The organism is Xanthocytophaga flava (assembly GCF_030068545.1).
Lineage (GTDB): Bacteria > Bacteroidota > Bacteroidia > Cytophagales > 172606-1 > Xanthocytophaga > Xanthocytophaga flava.
Map to the genome: position 1 here is coordinate 22,987 of NZ_JASJOR010000022.1, position 22,323 is coordinate 45,309.

Here is a 22,323-nt window from a genome sequence, read left to right on the forward strand (position 1 = left end):
CATATAGTAAAAAACTTTACTTCAGAATTCATACTAAACTATCCGAATGGGAATAAAAAAGACAAGTCACATTGACATAGAGTTAGCTAAAAAAAACTATAATAATCTGATAGATAAGCTATTTCCAGCGATAAAGCCTTGGTTCAATTTTAAAGGTAAGTTAGATCTATCTCATTATGACATTACTAATAAAACTTCATCGCTATTGGCAAGCTTGCTAGAGTATAAGATCACCATAGAAGACAATAAAAATGCAAACTCTTTCTGTGCAGATGATATACTAGCCAAACAAGTGATTGTAGAAGAAGATGGATTACTAAAGTTCTGGGGAATCATCTACTGGCTTGACACACCTCCTGAATACGAAATCAACAAAACCGGGCAAGACCCATTTTATGCAGAAATGAGAATCGTCAATGACACGTTGAAAATAGAATGGATAAAATGTGGAGACTACAATCTCACAAATGTAGACAGATACTGGTGGTTTGATATGGAGATGGACTGGATCTATGAGTTTGAAGGGTAGTATTTTGTATCGTTAAAAATGAAATCCTGCTGTACCATTATCCTGTGCATAGTTCTATACAAAAACATTTGTTGACCTGAATTATGCATAGGATTTTTTTTGCGGTGAATTCCGATCAGATACTCATCTTGCGGTTTATTCTATGCAAAAACTTTTTTTGCGGTGAATTAAACGCATCAGCAAATTTGCGGTAAACTCCGAGCAAAAATTGTTTTCTTCCAGATAAACTAAACCGCTTCTTTCTTTTGCCTTATGCATAGAATTATACGCATGAGCCAATCATGAGACAAACTATGCTCAACTGGCAATCTCTAAAAGTAAAACATCCTGCCAGATTTGGACAGGATGTTTTAGTATGTTTACAAAACTGCTCTGTTATTTACTCAAAATCACAAATTCTACACGACGGTTTTTCTGACGGCCTTCTTCAGTAGTATTCACACCAACAGGCTTGCCTTTTCCATATCCCTGAGAAGTTAGTCGGCCAGCTTCTATTCCTTTACTTGTCAGGTAGGCAACAACCGCTTTAGCCCTGTTACCTGATAAAGTCATATTAGAAGTGGCATCTCCCACATTGTCAGTATGTCCTTCTATTTTGATCTTCATTTGTGCATTCTCTTTCAAAATAGCAATCAGACGATCCAGTTCTGCTTTGGATTCGTTTCGCAATTCAAATTTATTAGAGTCAAAGAAAAGATTATTCAGTCGTACTGTCTGGCCCACTTCGATTGGAGACAGATATAGGTCCCGTTTGATCTCCTGATACTTATTGAGCTTTTTCAGATCAATATTTTCACTTACAGCATAGAAGTCAGCTTTTTGTGCCAGGAAACTATAAACAACTCCCGCTGGTAAGACAATTTTGTATGAACCATCTACAGGGTTAGAAGTAGCTGTACCCAACTCCTTATTGTTACTCAGATCCCGATAGGTAATGTCAGCCTGTACAGGTTGTTTTGTCTTGCTGTTTAACACAGTCCCATAGACAAGCACTACAGGTTTAGGCTTTGCCACATCCGGAATACTTAGTTTAACAATATCCAGTTTGCCGATACTATTCTGGTCACTGGTCAGATATGCAAAGTCTCCGGAAGCTGGAATTGTATAATAACCATCCCAGCCAGGTGTGTTAATCGCCAGCCCCAGGTTCATTGGTGGAGACCAGTTTTTCCAGGTATCATCTAACCGATGGGACACAAATATATCAGAAGCGCCATACCCCGCATGTCCATCTGATCCAAAGTATAGACTCACGCCATCAGCAGCCATAAAAGGAGAAGACTCATCTCCTTTTGTATTAACTACATTCCCAATGTTAAAAGGAACACTCCATTTGCCATCTTCACCCTTTAAACTTACATAGATATCCCGTTCGCCATAACTATCCTGTCTTTTTAAAGTCACCAGAATGGCTTTCTGGTCAGCAGATACGGCCAGCTCCAGAATATTGGCCTTGCTATAAAAATCAGGGATATCAATATTTTCACGTAGCTTCCATCCGGTAGTTGTTTTCTGAACCACAGACAATCCCCATTCCGGAATAATATTCATATTTTCATCATACTTACAGTTCATTACCAGTGTGTTATTATCTGGCAATGGACTCACTACATAGGTAGATCCTGGACCATTGGGAGGTGCAGACAGTTTCTTACGAGGTCCCCATTTGCCATCTTTACCTAGCTCAGAGTACCAGGCATCATCCGAATCAGAAGTACCGCCTGTATTATCAGGATGTTGTTTTATACTGTAATAGATCGTTTTTCCATCCGGGGCAATGCGGGGAACTACCTCATCATAGGTAGTATTTACAGCAGGACCCAGATTCTCTTTCTTCAGGTAAGCAGGCATGTTCGGAAATGTATTCACTGCATTGTCCTGTTTCACAGAAGCTTTCTCTACCTCCATTGTCATCTTACCTGCCACGATAAACCCAAAATTTCCATCAAATCGTTCGAATAGTTTAGAATACCCTCCTCTGAATACTTCTACATCGTTCACAAGAAAGCTAATTTCATCACCCTTCCGTTGCAGTGTTAGCTTGTTTAATGCAGTATCTTTTTTGACACTGCTGCTGGCTTTGTAATCTTCATTAGTAAAAGCCTTTGTTTCATTATTGACAATAGACTTCCACTCCTTTTTATAGGAACCAACCCAGCTTTTTTGTGTAGTTGGATTAATACGAAACTGATAAACTGTACTATTTTTTCCCAATGCAGTAATGCCAAAATCAGCACCTTCATCCCCTGTCTTTTTGCGTGCTATAACCTCATAGATAAAATCTTTGCCATCATTCACATGTACATACTTCCACATCCAGTATACATTCCCATTCTTAACCTCCATAGTATATACACCATTGCCTACAGCATACCGATTGTCTGCAGATTCACTGACAGGCCATCCATGATGATTGTCTACAAAGTCGTCATAAAACCAAAGTGAGCTTTGTCCCTTAGCCACAAACGAAAGCAGCAGAAGAAAAAAAAGTATATAGTGTCTCATAGCCAGCATAGTTAGTAAAAGTCGTTTTATACCTGTGAAAACATAAAGTAAAACATCAGGCAATCGCGAAGTAAAAGACCAGAAAATATGCCTGATAGCCAATGCATTCTATGTCTACTTCTTACAAATGAGGTAAAAGGGCAGATTTATGTTAAGAGGTATATATTTGCCTGTGGTTTACCGTACGTTTGAGGAACAGAAACAGATTGGAAGGTGTTGGAACACAAAAGTTAAAAACCAGGATAGTTATTCTATCTGGGTATGTCGCTAGTTATAAAAACACAAGAATATATCCTGGATTACAAGCACATGTGCATTCAAAAAATTCTATCATCCCATCTTTTAGCCACTGTAACAAAGTCTATAGCATCTATTCTTCTATGCATCTTTTCACAAAAATCAGACAGTTCCTTCAATCACGATTCTCTAAAACTTCTGTCACTCATACTTCAGAAGAAATTGATGTAGAAGAGAAGCAAACAGAACTTTTGGAACAAGTTCTGTTAACTGCATTGCCACCCCTATCACCTGAAGAGGAAGCTTCACTTCCTGACTCTACGAAACCATTGATTCCAATAATTTGGGAAAAGATCAGGAAAATAGGATCTAAACCACTGGCAATTCAAGCATTATGGGATGAGGAAGCATTTATCTGGCCCACAAGAGAAACGGAAGCACACTTGTGTCTTTGGGTTGTATATTCCCACCCTACCGATTATAAAGCAGATATGGTATACTCTCTGGGCGAATCTCAGTCAGCAATCATTCCACTATTGGGTAAATACTTTGCTCAAAAATTTGACATACCCTTTTACTTTCCTTCACCGAATGAAGTAGATGATGATTGCCCGACATGGTGGGAACAAGATAAGGGCATTCATTGTGAAGATTGCCAAAAATTGTTTATCCCATCAGATATGTCTCATCGACCTAAAGATATCTGTTATCCCTGCCATTTACGCAGAGAGATTGTACAGGATATTCCATCTGGTGATTCCTTTACTATTTCGTATGGTAATGAAAGCGAATTTGCCTGTGTGTATTACTCTTACTACCCTAGAGATTCTAATTTTGGACTTGACCTGCTTACTTTTTGGGAAGAGTACTGTATGTCCCAAAATATTTTATTGAGTGATGAGTTGATGCTTATACAAGGTCTGGAATTAGAGAAACTTCACTACTTCATGGAAAAACAAAAAGAAGAACTATTTATATTGTATCAATCAACAGAAATAGAATCTAACCTAGAAAACACTTCATCTAAACTTGATCGTTCTGTCACTATTCATTACAAGGATCAAACCTATAAACTGTCCCCGTCCAGCACTGGCAGTATATATCCCATCAAACATAGGCTGGAACAACTTCTCTATTGGAGAGATATAACCCAATTCTGCATCGAAGAGGAAAAAGAAATAGTTATCATTATTGCTAAAAACCTAACTTGCAGAGATAATGCTTTTTTTGAATTTATCCATTCACAAGGTGGCCAAATCACCTATTTACAGTTACAGGAAAAATTTAACAAATTGCTATCAAAAGACGAAATTCTCAAAACATTGAATAAATTAGTGATCAGAGACTATTTGCTTCATAGTGAAAAAATCGAACTTACTCTGAAGGGTAAGCATACAGGCGGATATAGTTTCTTTCAAAATTGCAACTTTCAATGACATATTTTAGCATTCGCAAGATAATCCCTACCCTACTCCTTTGCCTCAATAGCTTATTGGGATACGCACAATCCACTCCTGTACTTAAACCTAAAGTAGGTAGCAGCAATGACTATTCTAAAGCAGAACAAGCAGCCTGGTCAAAAGTGCTAGATCAGTATGAGAAAGTTAATTCAGGCAAGCTTGACTATAAGACAGTCTCTCAAAAAGATCAACAAATGATGGACGAACTGGATATGGGCGAGGGCCCACATACCGAAGGTGTCGGCTGTAGCTGGTACTGTGGTGGCGGTCCTTATAAACTTACCTCCTCTTCCAGTTTAAAAGCGGATGAAAAAAACACCTATCAAGTAGAGAATATTCATGATTTTGACCTTTTTACGGCTTGGGTGCCTGATACGCAGAAAGAAGTCATTGGAGCAAAGATCCATTTCTATTTTAAGCCTTTTTCTCCCAGAGTAACTACACTTTATATCTACAATGGATATATCAAAAACAAAGATCTCTGGCAAGCCAATGCCCGTGCCAAAAAACTAAGGCTATATATTAATAATAAACCCAAAGCTATTCTGGAACTCCAGGATGTTACAAACTGTCAGACCTTTGGGATTGAACCTATTCAGTCAATAGATCATACAAAAGACCTTATCCTTACTTTGGAAGTGCTGGAAATCTACAAGGGAAGTAAGTATTCCGATCTGGCTATCAGCGAAATTAACTTTGAAGGGCTGGACGTACATTGTTTTGCAGCAGGAACACAGATTACAATGGCAGATCATTCCACACAAGCTATTGAGTCAATCAAATCAGGTGACTATGTACTGTCATTTGATACCAATCGCAATACATTAATCTCAGCCAAAGTAACCAGACTTATTACTGCCAGACATACACGCATGACAAAAATCGCATTCTCAGATAGAGAAATTATTGTGACAGAAGATCATCCGTTCTGGGTAGAAAACAAACAATGGGCATCTGTCAATCCGGAAAGATCAAACGATAGTTATCTGCAAAATCAGGCAGTTCAGCAACTGGCTATAGGAGACAAGATATGGTTGCCACAGGCAAACAAGTATACAACTGTTCAGGAGATGGAAATTATAGAAGAATCACAACTTAGTTATACCATTGAACTGGAAAATGGGGATAGTTTTATTGCCAATGGAATGCTGGTTAAGACAGAAATGCTCAAGCCTGTGAAATAAGCAGACTTGGTTATGATTAGTTTTCGGGGACAATTTTCAGATAGAGGAGAGAATCCTTTGAAATCCCTTCATCAACATAGGGATCAGATAGGGTTTGCGAATGATATACTTCCTATAAAATATAGAATCAATAGTCTGTCTGACATCTTCCAGGATTAGTGTATCACGTTGAAGCAGGTAGCTTCCCGAATAGCTACATCCCCAGTCTGTTGCTTTTTGTTCCAACAGGTATGTGCCATTATTCCATAACGCAAGTGAACTACCATAGTATGTTTCAGCATACATAAAAGCTTTATCTGTGCTGAGACGCAACAGCGATAAAATCATATAACATCCACACAAAAAAACTACCATTCCAATTGGAAGTAGTTCCACTGGATCTTTTTGTTCTTTATACCGTTGAAAAGCCCCTGGAAGAATAAGGCTTACTAACAACAAACTTAGTATCCACAAAAAAATAGTTGTAAGTCCGTCTGCTATTCCTGTACATTTCTCTAGTCTAAAATTTCTCCATAAAATTATTCCACCAATTAATGCAATGATCAATGAAGAGTAAATGAGTCTGGTGTTTTTCATATAGATTTTCATTGAAGCGCAATATCATACATAGCAAGATAACTTTGTTATTGTAGCTTATTGAGGCCACTACTTCTGATAAAATATGAATCCTACACCCTAATTGTATCTATTTTTATGGTTCAATCATTTTTAACTTTTCAACAATATAAATAAAATAAGTTTTTATATAAACCTACTACAATTCACAATAAACTGTATATCAATCATTTACACAAAACCCATTTTTAACAAGCAACTGAAAATCAACACATTATACAATTTAATATTTACTTATATGTAAAAAAATATTTTTTACAATGTGGTTACCAAATAATATCTTGGCGTACAAATGTGAAATCTGCATAAAAACTACATCTGTACCGTCTTTTGAATAATCCACTTATATGGTAAAAAACTACTTCTTATCAGGAATTTTCCTGCTCTTTTCCTATTGTTCACTTACTGCCCAAACAGGTCCGGGTGGTGTAGGCCAGACTGGAGCCTCTGGCAATATCGGGCTCTGGCTACGGGCTGATAACATTACGAATACTCCTACAGGAACCACCATCTCATCATGGGCTGATGCTTCCGGAAGAGGAAGTAATGCAACTCAAGCTACAACTGTCAATCGTCCTACTTATATTTCCAACAGTGGTATCAGCAGTAAACCTGCTGTTCGTTTTGACGGAAGTAATGATCTTATGACCATTACTTCTAGTAATATTCTGAATGGTAATACAGGTTCTAACTATGATGCTCTTACTTACTATGCAGTTGTTAGAATGTATAATTTGAATAATAATACAACAAGGGGAATTATCAGCAAGCGAGCATCAAACACTGTCAATAGCAATTATGCATACGATTTATACCTAGAACCTAATGATTTGTTCTATGATGTAGTGAATGGAAATAATAGAGATGTTGAGAATAATTTTAATTTGGATTATGGTAATAACGAAAGTTATATCATTGGCTTCCGTTTTGATGGCAACCAAGGAAACAACATTGTTAATAATAGAGGTGCACTCTATGATCCGTATGACAATCCACAATATTTTAATCATAGTTTTACAACTCTCAATAATAGTACATCTCCTGTAACTATTGGTGCACTAACGGGTGATAATAATTCATATTCAAATATGGATGTGGCAGAGATTATCCAGTTTGGGCGTTCCTTAAATGAGGCAGAAAGAAATATTCTCGACAATTATCTATCATCCAAATACAATATTCCTATAGATAATGATTATTTCTCTTATGATAACACTGGTAATAATGGTAATAATTATTATGGTAATGATGTAGCCGGTATTGGTAGATCAGGGAACGCAACACAGACAGATGCACTTGGAACAGGTATGCTAAGAGTAACTCTCAACAACACTAATAACCTAGATAATGGAGATTATTTGTTCTGGGGACACAATGGAACTCCTCTTAATATATTAAGTTCTAATGTGCCAGCCAGTTTTTTTGGTAATGGGCAACGCCTTTCCAGATTATGGAGATTTGATGCTACAAACAATGTAGGTACTATTACTGTTACATTTGATGTATCCAGTATACCAACTATCACTGCTACTAATTATGGGTCACTACGTCTATTAATAGATAGCGACGGAAATTTTGGTAGTCCCACAAATAATACAACTATTGTCGCTAGCCCTTCGCCTAACTTTTCCGGCAATAATAGACTTGTGTCCTTTACTGTAAATAATGTAGGCAATTATGATGGTGCTTTCTTTACATTAGCAACTAATGATGTATCTACAACCCCTCTTCCTGTTACGTTTATCAGCTTTGATGCTACTAAACAGGCAGGTAAAGTAGCACTGAAATGGTATACAGCTTCAGAAGAAAACAACAGTCACTTTACAGTTGAGAGATCACAAAATGGTCAGGATTGGGAAACAGTAACTACTGTAAATGGTGCAGGTAATAGTAATCAGGCATTGGGGTATACAGCCTATGACAACAATCCTTACCAGGGAACGTCTTACTACCGTATAAAACAAACAGATTACAATGAAGAATTCAGTTACTCACGAATCGCAACAGTAACTGTACTGGGAGTTAATTCAGAAGTTACACTATCACCTAACCCTGTCAAAGACGACATTCTGCGGCTTACCTTTGCAGAAGGAATACAGGTCAGTCAGGTTGTGATTACCAATACGTTGGGACAGGAAGTATATCGTAAAAATGTATCTCAGGTCCAGGAGTTGGAAATCAATACACAAGGTTATCCAACGGGTGCTTATTTCGTGATCATATCAGGTAGTAACTATCATAAGACTTCAAAGATCTTAGTTGAAAGATAAACCTAATACATATGAAACAAAAAAGGAGTGGTCATCTCAGATCACTCCTTTTTTGTTATTGCGCCCTCTCCTATTCTATTTGATTCAGCAGTTACATCCTCTCAAATAGCCTCCCGGAAGTATCTCCTCATTTATAAGGAGAATAAATTACTGATTACTTGGGATTGTATATCAACCCTTTAAATAAGAGATTTGTACAAGTTATTCATCTGCTACACAGCAGATAGCACACAAAAACACAGGTGCAAAAAACTTATTTTCAAACACTACACTATAATACAACTTATGAAAACTTCTTATTTTCTAGTTGCAGGGATGATGGCGTCCCTGCTGGTTCTTACCGGATGCCCGGGTACTGATGACAATCATTCAGATCCCATCACAGAAGAGAAGGGTTACGCCAAAGGGAGAATAACTGACACAAAAGGCGCCCCGTTAGCAGGTGTAGAGGTTGTTATTGACAACACCTATTTATATGACTCTAACCTGTTGACTAATACAGGTCAGGATGGAACCTATAACGTAAAACTTCCCAATGTTGCCAGCACCTATGTGGCGTATGCGACATTGAAGAAAACGTACAATGGTAAACAATTTGAAATGGAGCTTCATCCCGAAAATACAGATGCCTTTACACAGGAAGGTGGAGTTCGGAACTTTCAATGGCGTTTAACAGGAGAAAAGCCAAGCGGTCTGGGATATTATGGAGGTATGATTCAAATTGAGAAAGACATAAACAGCTCTATCTATGACTCTGAAAACGTTGAATTTACTCTTACACCAGCAGGCCCTCTTATCGATGGATCTACAGGACAAACATTGAAGTTAAAACCGGGATTACCCCGCTCAGATAATTATTCCAAATTGGTAGATGTACCTATGGGTCGTTATACTGTAACTGCAGTGTATAAGTCTGCATCTGGCGATAAACCGCTCAAGCTACGGGACAGATCTATATACAACAGTCAGTTTACCAGTTCCATGCAACTTGATTTTCAACCTGAAAGTATGTATTGCTCCAATTGTAGCAATATTGAATATACAGAGCTGTAAACCCATAAAGATGAATCATTCCGAATTTTGGATAGGAGTAAAACCCAAGCCTATATTTTTGAAAGTGTGGGCTTGGATTCATTTTTAAGAAATCTTTCTTGTTGAGCTGATTTATAGCCCTGATTTTTCTTCGTCTGGTGGCTTCTTCATTTCTTCCTTACTAGTATCCAGAGTAGGTTAATATTCCAGAGCATTTCTCTTCTTATGGCCCTGTTACTTTTTTGCTTGCCCAAAAGAGGGGCACCAAACGAGAGTTTGGTGAGCCAGTCTGTGTGTGAGCCAAAAAAGGGCAAAAAATTCCAAAGCTTCGCCCCACAGGGCTAACGCTAGGCCCGCGGAATTTTTATCCTCACGCACCTACGTCAACTTTCGCGATTGAAGTGAAGGCAATCCTCTTTGTAGCTTCTATATTATGCTTCACTATGTATATAGTTCCAAGGTAAGATCCTTTTCCTCAAAACTCAGGATCATTCATATTTATCTTATATTGGAAACAGTACATCCGAAAATTACGAGTACGGACACATTTACTTACTTATTTCCAAAAAAACTCAAAAACAACCTTTCAAAACAAATACAGAGACAGAATAATGAAATAAAGTATACCTTCGCTACCCCACTTCACCACATTTCCTATGAGTGTATCCAATCCATTGGGGAAAGCACCTATTAACACACTATTTTTTAAGTATTACATTCCGGCTCTTACAGGTATTCTTTCTTCAACCCTCCACCAGCTTATCAATGGTGTTATATTGGGACAGCAGGTGGGCAAAGAAGGCTTGGCAGCAGTAGGCTTATATGGACCTGTGACCATTGTATTTATTGCTCTCACCTTGCCGATTATGACTGGCGGAGGTATTCTGATAGGAAAAAACAGTGGGGCAACCCGTTATGACAAAGTACAACAAATCTTTGAGTTTGGTACTACCCTCGCTCTGGTTGCCGGAGGTTGTGTAGCAATACTTACACCATTCCTCACCACTACTATTGCTACCTTTCTGACAGGAGCTGAGAATACAGTACTACTGAACAATACATCTCACTATATATTCTGGCAGTTACTGGCAATGCCTTTTTTCTTTCTCCGCATGATATGGAGCAACTTCATCAGCAATGATAATGCCCCTCAGATTTCCCGTAATGCATCTCTGCTTGCAGTATCACTCAACATTGTACTAGATCTGTTTTTTATTGCGGTGCTTCACATGGGGGTAGAAGGAGCTTCTATAGCAACAGCTATTTCTATGGTCGCAGCTGTAGCCTATCAGTTCACCTATATCTGGAAACAAAAAGGACATTTCCGTTTTCATGGCTTTCGATTTACATTACAACTCACCGAATGGAGAGAGCTAGTGCATCTGGGTACTCCTTCTTTTGCCTCTGAAATTTCCTTTTCTTCTGGTCTTTTACTGATCAGTCACTATATAGTACCTTATGGTCCATTGGCAGTATCTGCATTTGGTCTGGTCAACTATATCAGTTTTTTATTTATCCGTTTGTTTACAGCAGCAATGATTGCCTCTCTCCCTATACTCTCATTCAATATAGGTGCCAGATTGCCTCATAGAGTATTGGAAACATTCCGGTTTTCGCTTCTTTTTACTATTATATTGGGAAATGCCATTGTGGCACTAGGTTGGATAGTACCCGACTTTTTAATAGATATATTCTCCAGTAACTCTACTATATCATTCAAAAAAATAGCCAGTCAGGCTATTGCTCTTTATTTTCTCCTATTCTTTGCAGCTGGTCCCAACTATATTTTATCAGCTTATCTACAGAGTATAGGAAAATCAATCATTTCTACACTTATTAATGTATTAAAGGGGGTTGTTTTTATTGCCCTGTTCATACTTTTATTGCCAGAACATTTTGGAATGGGTTTAGAAGGCATATGGCTATCCCGTTCACTGGCAGAAATTTTAACACTTCTTCTTATAGGCTTATATACCCTATGGAATAAAGAAACTTATTATACTGAAAAAAGCATAATGATACAAGGATAATCATTAGGGTATAATCCTCAACTTCACAAGTTTATACATACCACATATTCTTCACCGTAATAAAGTATCTGGATTCAGATAAAACATCTTTTTCCATCCCTGTCTACTGGAATCCCATCGCCAGGGATATGGAATCAGTGTAGATACAGAATAATGCAGATGAGGAGACTTTCCTGCTGCATTGCCAGATGTACCAACGGAACCAATAGTCTTACCCTGAACTACCCATGAGCCCCAATGCGTATAATAATCCTGTAAATGTGCATAATAATGGCAGTGCCATTGAGGTCCAAGTATAATAACAGCCCGTCCTCCTCTTCCGAAAGTCCCTTTCCAGATTACCCATCCTCCAGTCGCAGCAACAACATTTCTTCCTTGAGGTGCAAAAATATCAACACCTTTGTGTACTCCGGATTTGCCCCATGGATAATACCAGAAAGTATGGTGGTTCCAGTCTCGCTCAGAAGCTTTCTCTACAGGAATAATAAGCTTCTCAGGTATACACAAACCTATCAGAATTACAAAACAAAAAAATCCTAGTACCCATCGTTTGTAATGGGATCGGGGCTTCTTTTTAACAAAGGCAGTTTGCATGAAAACAAAAATGGAAAGAACAACAGCGAATTTATTCCTGTATAGTATCTATCTTCTCACATACCAAAACAATCTTACGATTCTGACAATCTGTGGTAGCAAATAAATATATATTTCCACCATCTCGTATACCTGTTTTTTTACGAATATCTTCCACGCTCATTGGGAAATTTCGTACACTGATATTAGCTTTTCCTTCTGGTAAAAAGGACTGAAGTTCTTTCTTATCCAATTTACTTATAGCCACTATTTTAAAAATACGTCCGGGAAAATCTGTCTGCAGAGATTCTGAGGTATACAGATGGCTATTGCTATGTAGCTTATTGATAGAAAATGAACTGGCAACACTTCGGAAAGCACCCGCTTTAAGAACGGCTACGTTGGGCTCATATAGATATGTCTGAGGCAAAGTAAAAGACACCTCACTATTTCCTTCAAGGCTGCGATAAAATTGAAATGAAGAAATAGTGCCCCCACTCTTATTCAGATTTACCGTTTCAATTTCCGGTTCTCCGTTAAATGCTTCCATCAAATGAAAGAGCAACTCCTTTACTTCATTCTCTACTGCTACAACATATACCTTGACAACATTTTTAAGTTCATTGGTGGCCACGTCAATATCCAGCATAGGTGATGCCTTTAGTAACAGATGGGAAGCTTTACTAAACAAGATATCTTTCAAACCCAAAATATCTGGTACACAATCCTGTAACCGAACTACCTTGCCACCTGCCTCATTACGTCTGGCAGGATCTATGTATATCCAGTCCACATGTTGTGAAAAGGATGACAACCAGGTTTCGCTGGTGGCTGATATATGTTGTACATTGGTAATGCCCAATTGCTCAAAATTATATCGAGTAACTTCACATAGTTCCGGATTCTGTTCAATGTAGAAAACCTTTTCAAACTGCTGACTAAAAGCAGCAGTATCTACCCCCATTCCTCCGGTGAGATCCATAAGAGTATTACCTGACAGCAATCGGGCTTTAAATAGGGCAGTACTCTCTGATGAACACTGTTCCAGAGAAAGTAGTGAGGGATAACAGATAGTTGGGATAGCAAACCAGGAAGGAAGTTTGCTTTTTGCTTTTTGTCGCGCCTGTATTTGAAGGGCAGCTTCCTGCACAGGAATATCAGGATATCTATGCTTCTTCAGGAGCAACTCCTGAGGATTGGCAAACTCATGTTGTTGAACAAAATCAATGACCTTACAAAAATTGGTAAGTTTCTCAGATAAAGGCACAGGCAGAGTAATATGTAATACAGAGAACCACACCATTTCTAAAAACAGAAATGGTCCGGAAAGATACTACAATATATGTCTTAATTCATGACCAGTTTTGGAAATCGATAGGCATGGCTATCTAAAACAAATAATTCTTCAACCTCCAGTTGCCAGAACTGATGCAGTGGAGATTTCTCCAGATAAGCTTCTGCCTCTTCTCTTGATTCCGCACTGAGTGTAATCCATGCCTTGCCAGATTCTATACTGACAGCATATTGATCTATTACACCATTATTAATCAATCTATTGATATAATTACGATGTGCAGGAACATTACGCATAAAGGCTTCACTCAGTTCAAAGTGGATGGTAGCTTGATATTTGCTCATAGTCTTCTTTTTCTAGTAAAACCGCAAAAAATAAGCCAAAGTTCGTTTTCTATACTATTCTAAAACAAAAACCTCCACATTTCTTTGCAGAGGTTTTTAGTATGCTTAGTATCAAAAGTTTACCGAAGAATATAAAGTTTTCCGTAATCTTTCTTAAATGCTTTATCTGCACTGGTTGCACGATGTTCAATGGCTTGTCCATCCATTCGGGTAACTACCCGATAGATATAGACACCATTAGCCAGCTTATCTCCAAATTCGTCCGAACCATCCCACACATACGAACTAATATTGTTACCAATATGGATAGGGCCTAGCTCATCCTGCGTAATTTCCCGAACCACCTTACCGGACACAGTCATAATCTGAATCTTAATCTGATCAGGTAGAGAGGCTCCAGTCAATGTAAATACAAATCGGGTTCCGGAAGAGAAAGGATTTGGATAAGGATAAAAGTGAGTAATCGTTGATTCATTAACCACCTCAAAGCTAATCTGGAACGGCTCACTTCCGGCCTGATTACCTGACAAATCAGAAGCAAAAACTTTTAGAGTGTAAACACCATCAGAAAGTTTTTCAGGATTCCATTCCATTCTGAAATCATTATCCCCATTGCCCGCTGCCCAGCTAAAGGCACCTCCTGAGATACGTTCAAAGTTGCTGCTGCCCGGTTTCTTGATGTAGATTAGAATACCTGATGTATCTGTGCGAATTTGTTTGGTATTTTCATCCTTCAAACGCATCGATATCTGTGGAGTAGGTGAAACAATATCTCCATTCAGGATTTTCTGGCCATCGAAGGTTACTTCCAGAATCGGATTCAAATTATCTGTATTTACAACAAATGGTATAGAAAGTACATTATTAGCATAATTCTGCTCAGGAAGTATACGAGGATTGACAAACACCTGTAATTCATTATTTCCACTTAGTGTGTCAGTCCGTACAGGAATCTTAAAGGCTAAGGTATCGCCATTGGCAGCCAATGGTCTTGCTTTAAAAGTGACTCGTGTGGTCTTCTTACTTTTTGCATTCAGAATTGTATACTGCACTGTCAGGGAATCTGTAAAGGCTCTAGGCGAAATATTCTGAAATACGACAGGAATCTCAAATGAACCACCAGCCATTTGCTCTGGTATCGTATACGCATCGGAAGCTACCATGCCTGTATTAATTAAACCTTCTGGTACTCCATCATAAATTACCTGCCACTTTTTCAGCTGCGGAGGAGTTAGATTTGTTTCATCTCTAGCCTGAAGTCGTAATTTCAAGTATGGATATTGCTGAGAATTGATAAAATCAATAGACAATGGACTTGTTTTCACATCCGTAGCAACTACCGTTTCTGCCCCCTGCAGATTCACTCCCACAATATCAAGTTGCCACTGATCTGTTACTGGTTTTTCAGAAACCTGAATAGTATGATACATAGTACCCCACAAAGAAGCTGGTCCAATCAGAGAGGAAGTGATAACTCCATTATCTACACGTCCCTGTAACGTATAAGCCAAGGCTATTGCTTGCTGTGAGCCTTCTATACTTCCGCTATAATCCGGATAGATTTCTGTTGCCGAACCAGCTGTTGCCCCTTTTTGTCCTATAATAATATACGGGTCACCACTTTTCAGGTTGTTAATCTTTGACACATCAGACCCTATACTTACCAGGAGTTGTTTGGTAGCAGCTGACCAGTTGGTAAAATCTACAGAACCGGCAGTGAATAATAAAATATAGTCATTGCTACCTACCTGATTGATAAAATCGGCCAAACCACCACCAGCAATATAGCTATTGGTCAGATAATGTGCGGCAAAAGGTTCACGACCACAATTCAATGAAGCAACTACACTATAGGGCTGTACATTTCCTCTATGAAATGCTACAGCAATCAACGTATTGGGATCTGAGGCAGGACTACATCTGCCACCTGTTACAACTGGGCCTTCATTCAAAAGTAGCTCTACCTGTTTGTAGGCATCTGTCTGATTCTGGTAGCCATATGTTTTAACAGATATATCCATTGTATTTCCGGTGAACTCCCACTTCAATGTTTCTGTGTTACGTTTTACAGAAGATAAACCAGCTTTCGAAAACTGAGGAAATTTAGTTTGCGACCATCCTTCCGGGCTTTTATTTATATAGATGAAGGAACTTTCCATCCAGCTATTATCATTCCCAATCGGTCTGTCTGCCAAACTAATACGCCAGTAATACACAGTGCTATCATGAGAGGCTGTCTTGCTGAGAAGATCGGTTTCCCAGTTCACCAGTAAACTACCCGATACAGTAGTTTCTATTTTGGCAGCACTTGAGAACGTAGCTGAAGTATCCAGTTCTATTTTATAAGATCTGGTCTCCAGGGGTGTTATCGTTGATTGGGCTACAAACTTTACAGGTTGAGAACTTACAATACTATATTCTCTTGGAAACAAAGGAATTGCACCTACTATTGGAATATCTATCTCCTTGGATGCCTGATTGTTTTGTTCATTACTTTCATCAATCTGATTAGCAGGATCTACAAATACAGTAAATGTCTGTGTACCTCCTATATATTTCTGTGTATTAGCAATAGTTACATACACAGTATCAGTAAAACTGATTGGATTAAAATAGGTTGTGTCAGATGGTTGAATAGTACCATCTCCAAACCGACGAGTTACCGTTACACCAAATTTCTTATTCAGCGTTTTACCATAATTAGTCACTACCACCCCTATCCGGAATGAGTCTACTGCGGCAGTAAGCTGTGAGCCATCAAAAGATTGGGCAAAAATTCCGGTTTCTGTAATAGCATAATCGGGCTTACTGAATGGCACCAATACCACAGCTGGGTCTCCCTGTAAAACCATCTGCTCAGCATGTGTTAGCCCTAATGTCCAGTTCGTCATTAGTGTAACATACCGACGGATAGTCTCTTTTTGTACATTGCCGATGGACTTCCCTAACATTGTACTATCCGCAAAAGCAGTCTGATAAAATAGTGTGGAATAGGCATGTAACTCACTGGCATAGCCAGCAGAAGAATGTGCAATCCAGGCAATAGCACCCCGATCTGATCTTCCCATAACCCAATCTTCAGCATACGTGTATTGGTTATTGAACACGTCTCCGGATTGACATCCATTTACCAAAACAAGCGGATATTTTCCCTGATTTTTATATCCTAGTGCTTCATCAGTTGCATAACCAATTTCTATATCATTTACCGTTCTACCTGAGTGGCCAAACATAGTTACCAAACTTGCTCCTTCATTCAACTGTTGAGATATGTTGATCTGCTCTACTTCATTACCTGTTTGTTTGGATAGTGTTTGCACTTTTCCTCCAAAATATTCACCCTCAATAATAGATTTATAACTATCAATGTAAGATTTAAAATTACTTACCTCTGCAGCAGTATGACCACCGGAAAGATGGATTATATTTTTACGCCAGACTTCATTAGGAGATAGAGCTTCATGTTCTTTTACCTTAACCAGATAATTATATACCTGTTGTGGCTCAAGAGCACTGATACGGCCTGTAGCCAGACCAGGAACCAAAGAAATACCACTTAATGTATCGGAAAAGAGGTAATCAGATCCCGGTTTGCCATCAGAAGGAACGTAATCATAAATAGTTTTAGCCACATTTATAAAATTGGTGGCTCTGCCAGGAGCGTTACGTACCATCTCAGGAGAAATTCCCCGTCCGATAATAAATAAATAGCCTGGTTTACTATTGTTATACATCCACTTTACAAACCGGGCAATTCCTACGGGTGTATACTCGCCATAACTAAACTGATTATACAGCTGATCAACATTTGCAATCAGGGTATCATATCCTCCACCTGCTGTAGAGGCCCGATACTCTGCATAAGCCTGAACAGGATCAGCCACTGAACTAACAGGCTTTCGGAGTGCTGAATTTGTCACAATCAGATAGTTCGGCTTTACAGAACTAAAGTTGCGAAAGGATACTTTTTTGATAGTCCCTGTAATAGAAGATGCATTGGCATTAGCGAATACAACTGTACCATTAGAAAGAGTAGCAGCTAACTTTCCATTGACGGTAGTAGCAGTTATGCGCCGGGGTGAATCAGTTGAAGTAATGTCGTACAGTAAGGTACCTGTAGTCGGATTGTTAATCTCAAAATAATGCTGAGAAGTAGATCCTGCTTCTATGGTAAAGGTTTTTTGTATACTTCCAGCCATATCCCAGGCCTGAGGATATATCAGCCGAATCAGCGAAACAGACATGGCATCCGGATTGGAATCTGAAGTCCCATTTACCCTCAGGCGTACAGAAAGTGCACTTGCAGATAAGTCCGCAGTTTCAATAGTGGTACTCAATTTACGTGTATTGTGATAACTAAAACTAACTGTTCCTAATGATCGCAGTGAACTAGTAGAAGATCCGGCAAATATTTCTCCCACATGAGAGTAATTATTTCTCCCAGCTACAACTACCTCTAGTTTTGGTTTATAAGACGTATTTACAATCGTCCCTAGATTGGCTAAGGTATAATCAACACTTATAAACTTACTTGTATAGGCTCCAGTCCACCCTTCTCCATAATCATAAAAACTGTGCTCTCCTTCTGCATTACCTATATATTCAGGATATACTTTTCCATGGTCATATTCACTTTTAAGCACCAAAATGCTTTCGGCCCAATGAAATGCTTCTACAGTGAGATTGTTGGTGTTTGATTCGTTTACTACCGACATTCTCTTTCCTAATCCATTATCCAGCCGCCAGGTGATGAAATAATATGTAGTATCAGAATATAGATTGTAATACTTATGTGGTTGAGCCTCTGCAGGACGGTATAATTCAGCATCCAGTGTTCCATCATTTCCTTTCCCATAAAACTCCACATAATCTGCCTCATCAAAAAAGGCATCTGATTCACCTGAGACAAAAATAGATTGCTCCACTCCTCTGTGAAAAATCTGAATTCGTCGGGGATCAATGGTTGTTAAAGGGAGTCCCGCCTGTGTTAGGTCCTGATACGTTAACCGGTATATTCCCTGTTGTGTAACAGGAATCTTATAATATTGCTGGGCATAGTTAATCCACTCGTTGCCATAGGTTTGAGCAGAGGTCTGCAGACTTGTCAGAAGTATGATGGCAAGAGCAGTCAAAATCCCCCAGCCCCTTCTTTTACAAAACATATTGGAGAAAAAGAAGTGATGAATACTTGGCAGAAATTTTTTATTGATGATCACGGATCAAGGTAGTTTCGTAAATACAAATGCGATAGAGAATAGTATGTCACTTAAGAATCAGAAGCCGACCTTAATAGAAAATACATTGGAATAAAGAGATTCGGATTGATCTCCTATATTGGTAAGTGCATAATCGATCTGAAATTTATTAATTCGAACACCTACACCCATATTGGGTTCAAATGTGGTTCTGGTTTTTGTATATAGATTTGTTTGCTCATCTACTTCCTTCACCTGTTGAATATTACCAACGCCTGCCCGAAAAAAGGCAACCTTCTTATAATCAAATTCCAAACCTATGCGAGGATCTATTGAAGTAAAGCCAGATTTCACAAGTACGTTTCGCTCGCCATCAAACGTAAAGTCAGCATCCAAAGTAGCCAATACCCCAAACGTTTCTTTAATACGCCAGCTATGTGCTATTCCTATCGAAAGTTTGGGAAGCGTAAGTTCTGTATAATTTCCTCTGAGAGTATTATTAGTTTGCCCATACACCTGTTCAAGTAATGCTGTATTCACTGACCAGGTATTAAATGTACTTGTTACATCACGTGCAGCAATCCCTATACGCCAGTTTTTTCGTTCCCACATAGCTCCGACATCCAATCCAAATCCCCAGGCATTGGCAAACGAACCCGCCACCCGATGAATGATTTTTACGTTAGCACCCAGTTTCAGTCCTTTGAGCTTTGGAAATTTTCGGGCATAGGATAATAAAAAGGCATAATCTGCAGCAGAGAAAAACCGGATATTATCATAATTGATAGCTCCGTTAGCATCAAACAAGAATCGGGTGTCAGGAATATCGTCTACAGCAAATCGGATAACAGATACACCCAAATGACTTACAGAATCAATAGGAGTAGCAAAAGCAGCATAATCATATTTTGCAATACCTGCAAAGTACTCCGCATGCATAAGAGAGACCTCGTACTTAGTGCGGATATCCAATAAAGCAGAGGGGTTCCAGTAACCAGCAGTTACATCATTTACAGCAGCTGTTTGAGTACGTCCCATACCCAGTGCCCTTGCTCCTACTCCAATTGCAAGAAACTCATTGCTATACTTAGGCGTAAGCACCTGTGCCTGAGATATAAAAGACACAAAAAATATACAGACAACGTAAAAATATTTCATAAATAAACTATACCTAATTGCTTACTATCTAAACAGATACAGTTCGTAAACTTACGGAAAAAACCTATGGCAGACAATGCGCGAAACATACTACATTCACTCAGGTGTAAGATATTATAGGATATTATAGGATATGAAGTGGTTACCTTTTCTGTTTCTTATACCACCTTTTAGAATTCAGGTTCGACTCTTAAAGATAAAGGTGTTACACTACCTCTTTTAGTAAAGTTTCTCTCTCTAAATCAGAGTATTCAATTTAAGCACCAACCATTTTTATATCTAACTCAATAATAAATATCATTTTTCTTAGAAAAAACCATTCGAAAAACTAGCTTATCTTAGCTAAATGCCGTATTATTGGCCTGGCTTATTTTTTAGTATCTCACCTGTTAAAAAAATAACACACAAACTTTCACAATCATGAGCACTTCGATTAATAAAGATCGCTTGTTTATAGCCAGTTGTATGGCTCTTATTACAACAGCGATGGCATTTGGTATCAGAGCAGGAGTTTTAGATAAGATTGGTACGCAATATGGTATCACTCCGCTGGAGCTAGGTTATATTGTAGGAACTGCTTTTTGGGGATTCACCCTGGGAATTATCTTTGGAGGCCCACTTTGTGACTTTGTAGGTATGAAAAGGCTAATCTATCTGGCGTTTTTCGGCCACCTGATAGGTATCATCATGACTATTTTCTCAACCAGTTTCTGGTCTTTCTATATATCCACACTTTTTGTTGGAGTGGCAAACGGATTAGTTGAAGCAGTTTGTAATCCTCTGGTTACCTCTCTTTATACCAATAACAAAACTCAAAAACTTCATCAGTTCCATCTATGGTTTCCAGGTGGCATCCTGATAAGTACCTTGATTGTGTATCTGCTCAGCAATATATTAAATCTGGGATGGCAGGTACAGATTGCAACTATGCTGATTCCTAATATTGCCTATGGTATTATGTTCTGGGGACAGGAATTTCCTCCTACCGAACGAGTAGCAGCAGGTGTAAGTAATAATGAGATGGTAAAAGCTTCTATCTCTCCTCTCTTTATTTTTATGGTAATCTGCATGTTTCTTACAGCTACTACGGAGTTTGGCCCCAACAACTGGATACCAACCTTTCTGAAAGGTGGTAGTGTCCCATCTATTTTGCTTTTAACAGGTACGACACTGGTGATGGTTATCTGCCGGGCATTTGCAGGGAATTTCATCCATAAATTCGAGAATGCCTGGGTATTATTATTTTCAGCTGTAGTCTCAGCATTAGGTATTTGGATGATCAGTAAAACGTCTGGTAACCTGGCCTTTGTTGCTTCGCTGGTTTTTGGAGCAGGAGTAAGCTTCTTCTGGCCTACTATGTTAGGTTTTGTATCAGAAAATATACCTAAAACGGGTGCCCTGGGACTCGCAGTAATGGGAGGTGCCGGAATGCTGGCACAAGCCTTTGCGCTTCCAATTATTGGAGATATCTATGCTAATCTGCAAGAAGCTAAAGTTGCTTCTGGTCTTAGTACAGATGCCGCACAACTGGAAGCAGGTATGCAAACTTTACAATATATAACAATCATCCCGCTGTTTCTGATAGCAGCATTCACCGGTCTTGTCATTTATAAAAAACGTAATAGCACAGTGAAACAGCAGCTGGCATAATTAGATCTTTTTAGAATACAATCTTCGCATCCTCATTCGTTTTACTTTATGTATAACAGTGAGGATGTTTTTTTATAACATACTTTTGAAGATTAGTATAGATCATCCATACTGAAACACACTGTTTTATAATCCCATATATTTTTCAAAAACAAAAATACTGTATATTTAACTATAGGTCGGACATCTAACAATCTGATTACTAACTCTTGTCTTTTTTCAAGACAGGTGATTGACCGAACAAGAG

Annotated in this window: 14 protein-coding genes; 7 read left to right on the forward strand and 7 right to left on the reverse strand. The window is 38.6% G+C overall.

Annotated features, from left to right (window positions below):
* The first annotated feature begins 46 nt into the window (after window positions 1-46).
* Window positions 47-529, forward strand: coding sequence for a hypothetical protein (locus QNI15_RS26745; protein ID WP_314001679.1), 483 nt, complete (start codon window positions 47-49; stop codon window positions 527-529).
* 375 nt (window positions 530-904) lie between these two features.
* On the opposite strand, the gene QNI15_RS26750 is transcribed toward QNI15_RS26745, so the two are convergent.
* A complete protein-coding gene (locus tag QNI15_RS26750) occupies window positions 905-3,034 on the reverse strand; it encodes an OmpA family protein (protein WP_314001677.1) in 2,130 nt (709 codons plus the stop codon).
* Window positions 3,035-3,414: 380 nt separating this feature from the next.
* Between QNI15_RS26750 and QNI15_RS26755 the strand changes: the two genes are divergently transcribed.
* Window positions 3,415-4,707 carry a hypothetical protein gene (locus QNI15_RS26755; protein WP_314034661.1) on the forward strand — a complete coding sequence of 431 codons (1,293 nt, stop codon included), beginning with the start codon at window positions 3,415-3,417 and terminating at the stop codon, window positions 4,705-4,707.
* A complete protein-coding gene (locus QNI15_RS26760) occupies window positions 4,704-5,915 on the forward strand; it encodes a Hint domain-containing protein (RefSeq protein WP_314001673.1) in 1,212 nt (403 codons plus the stop codon). The genes QNI15_RS26755 and QNI15_RS26760 overlap by 4 nt, the downstream gene beginning before the upstream one ends.
* 36 nt (window positions 5,916-5,951) lie before the next feature.
* Here the strand turns inward: QNI15_RS26760 and QNI15_RS26765 are convergent, their stop codons facing one another.
* Window positions 5,952-6,491 (reverse strand): hypothetical protein, encoded by a 540-nt coding sequence (locus tag QNI15_RS26765; protein WP_314001671.1) that lies wholly within the window; start codon window positions 6,489-6,491, stop codon window positions 5,952-5,954.
* A 386-nt stretch (window positions 6,492-6,877) separates the two neighbouring features.
* Here QNI15_RS26765 and QNI15_RS26770 point away from each other — a divergent pair, with 386 nt between their 5' ends.
* The 3 genes from QNI15_RS26770 (at window position 6,878) to QNI15_RS26780 (ending at window position 11,862) form a co-directional block, all read left to right on the forward strand.
* Window positions 6,878-8,800, forward strand: coding sequence for a T9SS type A sorting domain-containing protein (locus tag QNI15_RS26770; protein ID WP_314034663.1), 1,923 nt, complete (start codon window positions 6,878-6,880; stop codon window positions 8,798-8,800).
* Window positions 8,801-9,085: 285 nt separating this feature from the next.
* Window positions 9,086-9,853, forward strand: a complete 768-nt coding sequence (locus tag QNI15_RS26775; RefSeq protein ID WP_314034665.1) for a carboxypeptidase-like regulatory domain-containing protein — start codon at window positions 9,086-9,088, stop codon at window positions 9,851-9,853.
* Window positions 9,854-10,488: 635 nt separating this feature from the next.
* Window positions 10,489-11,862: an MATE family efflux transporter gene (locus QNI15_RS26780; RefSeq protein ID WP_314034667.1), complete on the forward strand. Its 1,374-nt coding sequence runs from the start codon at window positions 10,489-10,491 to the stop codon at window positions 11,860-11,862.
* A gap of 51 nt (window positions 11,863-11,913) precedes the next feature.
* Here the strand turns inward: QNI15_RS26780 and QNI15_RS26785 are convergent, their stop codons facing one another.
* The 5 genes from QNI15_RS26785 to QNI15_RS26805 form a co-directional block, all read right to left on the reverse strand.
* Window positions 11,914-12,456 (reverse strand): M23 family metallopeptidase, encoded by a 543-nt coding sequence (locus QNI15_RS26785; protein WP_314001663.1) that lies wholly within the window; start codon window positions 12,454-12,456, stop codon window positions 11,914-11,916.
* 31 nt (window positions 12,457-12,487) lie between these two features.
* On the reverse strand, window positions 12,488-13,738 hold the full coding sequence (locus QNI15_RS26790) for a class I SAM-dependent methyltransferase (protein WP_314034669.1): 1,251 nt from the start codon (window positions 13,736-13,738) through the stop codon (window positions 12,488-12,490).
* A gap of 44 nt (window positions 13,739-13,782) precedes the next feature.
* Window positions 13,783-14,073, reverse strand: coding sequence for a hypothetical protein (locus QNI15_RS26795; protein WP_313987292.1), 291 nt, complete (start codon window positions 14,071-14,073; stop codon window positions 13,783-13,785).
* Between the two features lie 119 nt (window positions 14,074-14,192).
* Window positions 14,193-19,235 carry a putative type IX secretion system sortase PorU2 gene (gene porU2, locus QNI15_RS26800; RefSeq protein ID WP_314034671.1) on the reverse strand — a complete coding sequence of 1,681 codons (5,043 nt, stop codon included), beginning with the start codon at window positions 19,233-19,235 and terminating at the stop codon, window positions 14,193-14,195.
* A 111-nt stretch (window positions 19,236-19,346) separates the two neighbouring features.
* Window positions 19,347-20,426 carry a putative type IX sorting system protein PorV2 gene (locus QNI15_RS26805; RefSeq protein ID WP_314034673.1) on the reverse strand — a complete coding sequence of 360 codons (1,080 nt, stop codon included), beginning with the start codon at window positions 20,424-20,426 and terminating at the stop codon, window positions 19,347-19,349.
* A gap of 420 nt (window positions 20,427-20,846) precedes the next feature.
* On the opposite strand from QNI15_RS26805, the gene QNI15_RS26810 reads away from it, so the two are divergent.
* Window positions 20,847-22,076: an MFS transporter gene (locus QNI15_RS26810; protein WP_313987299.1), complete on the forward strand. Its 1,230-nt coding sequence runs from the start codon at window positions 20,847-20,849 to the stop codon at window positions 22,074-22,076.
* The last annotated feature ends 247 nt before the right edge of the window (window positions 22,077-22,323 follow it).

Bases quoted from the DNA above. Each gene is read 5' to 3' on its own strand.
- QNI15_RS26745 (WP_314001679.1), top strand. From the start codon at position 47: ATGGGAATAAAAAAGACAAGTCACATTGACATAGAGTTAGCTAAAAAA.
- QNI15_RS26750 (WP_314001677.1), bottom strand. From the start codon at position 3,034: ATGAGACACTATATACTTTTTTTTCTTCTGCTGCTTTCGTTTGTGGCT.
- QNI15_RS26755 (WP_314034661.1), top strand. From the start codon at position 3,415: ATGCATCTTTTCACAAAAATCAGACAGTTCCTTCAATCACGATTCTCT.
- QNI15_RS26760 (WP_314001673.1), top strand. From the start codon at position 4,704: ATGACATATTTTAGCATTCGCAAGATAATCCCTACCCTACTCCTTTGC.
- QNI15_RS26765 (WP_314001671.1), bottom strand. From the start codon at position 6,491: ATGAAAAACACCAGACTCATTTACTCTTCATTGATCATTGCATTAATT.
- QNI15_RS26770 (WP_314034663.1), top strand. From the start codon at position 6,878: ATGGTAAAAAACTACTTCTTATCAGGAATTTTCCTGCTCTTTTCCTAT.
- QNI15_RS26775 (WP_314034665.1), top strand. From the start codon at position 9,086: ATGAAAACTTCTTATTTTCTAGTTGCAGGGATGATGGCGTCCCTGCTG.
- QNI15_RS26780 (WP_314034667.1), top strand. From the start codon at position 10,489: ATGAGTGTATCCAATCCATTGGGGAAAGCACCTATTAACACACTATTT.
- QNI15_RS26785 (WP_314001663.1), bottom strand. From the start codon at position 12,456: ATGCAAACTGCCTTTGTTAAAAAGAAGCCCCGATCCCATTACAAACGA.
- QNI15_RS26790 (WP_314034669.1), bottom strand. From the start codon at position 13,738: ATGGTGTGGTTCTCTGTATTACATATTACTCTGCCTGTGCCTTTATCT.
- QNI15_RS26795 (WP_313987292.1), bottom strand. From the start codon at position 14,073: ATGAGCAAATATCAAGCTACCATCCACTTTGAACTGAGTGAAGCCTTT.
- porU2 (WP_314034671.1), bottom strand. From the start codon at position 19,235: ATGTTTTGTAAAAGAAGGGGCTGGGGGATTTTGACTGCTCTTGCCATC.
- QNI15_RS26805 (WP_314034673.1), bottom strand. From the start codon at position 20,426: ATGAAATATTTTTACGTTGTCTGTATATTTTTTGTGTCTTTTATATCT.
- QNI15_RS26810 (WP_313987299.1), top strand. From the start codon at position 20,847: ATGAGCACTTCGATTAATAAAGATCGCTTGTTTATAGCCAGTTGTATG.